Annotated in this window: 3 protein-coding genes; all 3 read left to right on the plus strand. The window is 48.2% G+C overall.

What is annotated here, in order from left to right; translation table 11 throughout:
• Positions 1-165 precede the first annotated feature (165 nt).
• Positions 166-1,377 carry an FtsX-like permease family protein gene (locus LUQ50_RS14815; protein WP_300041003.1) on the plus strand — a complete coding sequence of 404 codons (1,212 nt, stop codon included), beginning with the start codon at positions 166-168 and terminating at the stop codon, positions 1,375-1,377.
• Positions 1,374-2,075, plus strand: coding sequence for an ABC transporter ATP-binding protein (locus LUQ50_RS14820; protein WP_300041005.1), 702 nt, complete (start codon positions 1,374-1,376; stop codon positions 2,073-2,075). The genes LUQ50_RS14815 and LUQ50_RS14820 overlap by 4 nt, the downstream gene beginning before the upstream one ends.
• Positions 2,076-2,334: 259 nt before the next feature.
• Positions 2,335-3,396: radical SAM protein (locus LUQ50_RS14825; protein WP_300041007.1), on the plus strand; the 1,062-nt coding region annotated here is incomplete at its 3' end.

Below are 3,396 nucleotides of genomic sequence, written 5' to 3' on the forward strand. Positions count from 1 at the left end.
CTGAATGTAACCTTTACGGATGATTATGGAAAGCATACCCTATCAGAACCTCTGTCACTTTCTGTTCAGAAAAAAGACGGAACTACCGTTCTGGTTCTCATCTTTGTGCTCGTGATTGCAGCGGGAGCAGTCATTCTCTATAAGAGGCGCAACGCAACCTGAACCATGACCGGGCAGAAACTCTCAATCGCTTTTTTTCTTGCACTGCGTTCGATACAGAACGGAAACCGGTTCACCCTGTTTCTGACTATCGCTATCATGGCATTGGTTTTTGTGAATCTTGTCTTTCTCCCGTCGATCATATCAGGAGTGATTGTCAATTACAATACGCAGTCTATCGATTATTCGTTTGGCAATCTTGTAATCGAACCAAAGGAAGAAGAGATATACATCACCAACGTCTCGTCACTCAAACACAAGATCGATCAGATCCCTCAAATACTCGGAACATCTCCACGAATCCAGACAGGTGCTACCTATAACTACCGGGGAAAAACTCTCTCCGGGATATTAGTTTCATTTACACCAACAGATGAGGAACAGGTCACAAAGATCCACACAAAAATAAAAGAAGGAGAATTCCTGTCAGACGGAGATTCCGATTCAATCGTCCTCGGCATTACCCTGGCCGGCAACCAGGATAAAAATAAAGACAAATCAGAATCCCTGGGTGGCCCTCAGATCGGCGATCATGTTCTGGTCACTTTTCAGAACGGTATCACAAAAAATCTCAAAGTGAAGGGTATCGTATCATCAGGTGTGTACGGCATCGACCAGTACGGATTTGTTACCCTTAAAGAGATGGAACAGGTGCTCGGAATATCCAATCAGGCAACATCAGTGCTGGTCAAGACCGTCCAAAACGGCCAGGAACAGAGAGATAAACTCATTCTGATGGAATATGGAGTCAGGGAACAGGTAAAAACCTATGATGAAAAGGCTAGCAGTGCGGTGAAAGACGCCGTGACTGCCTTTGGTATCATTAACGGGATCTCAACCGGGGTGAGCCTGGTGATTGCCATGGTGGTGACATTCATCGTGGTATATATCAATACGATCAATAAAAGGAGACAGATCGGAATCCTGAAGGCAATCGGGATACATAAGACCACCATCGTACTCTCCTACCTGTTCCAGGTTCTGTTCATGGCGACGTTGGGATCTATTCTGGGACTTTTTCTAGCGTATCTGCTCATTACGTATCTGAACATTCACCCTCTCGTCTTCCCTGGAGGAGCAGTCTACCCGATGGTTGAACCAGTTCCCTTTCTCAGAAGCATCATACTCCTGTACCTGGTCTCTCTCATATCCGGATTTATCCCCTCGTACCAGACAAGCAAAGAACCAATCCTTGATGCTATCAGGGGTGTTGTATGATTCAGGCAAATCATATCTCCCGGGTATACACCATGGGGGTGGTTGAAGTTCAGGCTCTCCGGGACGTATCGTTCACGATTATACCGGGAGAGTTTGTCGGAATCACCGGGGCGAGCGGGAGCGGGAAATCAACCCTGCTCCATATCATCGGGCTGCTCGATTCGCCCACCACCGGTAATCTGATCATCAATGGAACCGATATCAGCACCCTGAGTGAGGATCAGATGACCGAATTTCGACTGCAGAATCTGGGATATATATTCCAGGATTATGCCCTTGTTCCTGAACTGTCAGTCCAGGAGAATGTCTATCTTCCGGCAAAGGCGAGAGGAATGGGAAGAGAAGAGTATCTTCGCAAAAGTGAGGAGATTCTCACCAGGGTAGGACTCGGTCACCGGATCACTCATAAGCAGTATGAGCTTTCAGGCGGAGAACAGCAACGGGTAGCCATTGCACGGGCACTCATCAATACACCGATGATTTTGTTTGCTGATGAACCCTGTGCCAATCTCGACTCAAAAACATCACGGATCATTCTGGACCTGTTAAAACAACTCAATGAAGAGTACGGGCAGACGATCATCATGGTCACCCATGAAGAGTGGCATGAAGAGTACATGTGCCGGATGATAATCCTCTCTGACGGGGTGATCTCTGATCAGCGTGAGTGCCAGAGAGGATTGATAAAAACCATCTGAATACCGCATCCTGTAGCCTCTGCTCCTGCAATAGATCTCTTCAGCAATTTTGCAGTATTTCCTTCGGAAAGCGGACCACCTAAAAAGTGCAACGATTGGGTTTCATCGTTTGATAGTATTATACCCGGTAGAAGAATGTTTCGGCAGGAGATCCCGTCATGCCAAAAAACTAAACGTTCATCTCCCTGGGGGATGGTACCGATGAAGAGCCGTGTAGAATAGGCTCAAATAATTATGCAGAGATATTGGATAGTCATTGATGGAAAGAATTCCTGTTCATTCACTCCGGATCATCTCGTGGAACCTCACCCTCCAGTGCCCTCTTCATTGTCCCCACTGTTATGCAAATGCCAGGGAGACAGAGATTCCTAATATTCTTTCAACAGATGAAGGATTCAGAGTTCTGGAAGCGATAAAGGAGATCGGCAGCCCGGTTGTCATTCTATCAGGAGGTGAACCGATGATGAGACCTGATCTCTATGAGATCGCCACGTACGGTACCCTGCTCGGACTCAGGATGGTCCTTGGGACCAGCGGATACCTGTTTGAGCATGATACTCCTAAAAAACTTAAGGAGGCAGGTATCAGGAGTGTCGCCATCAGCATTGATTCAGCAGATCCTGCTGTTCACGACCAGATGCGGGGAAACCCGGGATCATGGAAGAAGGCCATTCAGGCTATACAGGATTGCATCAGGGAAGAGATCGGGGTTCAGATCAATATCACCGTGTTTACTCCTGATAAGAGCGAACTCGACCGGGTGATAACCCTGGGAAAAGAACTCGGGGTCTCCCAGTTCCAGGTCTTCATCCCGGTTCCTACCGGCAGATCAACCCGGGAAAATTACGAGCGGTATGGAACATATGAGGGTCTGCTCCGCCACCTGATCACGATATCTCATGGAAGCGATATCACCCTTCGTCCCACCTGTATTCCCCAGTTCAGGAGAGTAGCCGATGAGATGGGGGTCTCACATCCTCACTGGGGGAAGGGATGCATTGCCGGGATCTCGTACTGCAGAATATATGCGGATGGAAAGGTCACCCCCTGCCCGTATCTGCCGGTGATCGCAGGAGATCTCAGGCTGGATTCCTTCAGTAGGATCTGGGCTGAATCAGACGTGTTTATAGCACTCAGGGATAGTAACCGGCTTTCTGGCAAATGTGGCATCTGTGAATACAAAGAGAACTGTGGAGGGTGCAGGGCACGGGCTTTCTCCCGATCAGAGAACATCCCACAAACCTGTGGGAGTCTGGTAAAACCCTGCAATATTGATGGCGAGATCTGTGCAGAAGACCCTCTCTGCCCGTATCAGCCAGGA

The organism is Methanospirillum sp. (genome assembly GCF_028679455.1).
Lineage (GTDB): Archaea > Halobacteriota > Methanomicrobia > Methanomicrobiales > Methanospirillaceae > Methanospirillum.

Excerpts from the sequence above, each read along its gene's own strand:
- LUQ50_RS14815 (WP_300041003.1), top strand. The coding sequence starts at position 166 with ATGACCGGGCAGAAACTCTCAATCGCTTTTTTTCTTGCACTGCGTTCG.
- LUQ50_RS14820 (WP_300041005.1), top strand. The coding sequence starts at position 1,374 with ATGATTCAGGCAAATCATATCTCCCGGGTATACACCATGGGGGTGGTT.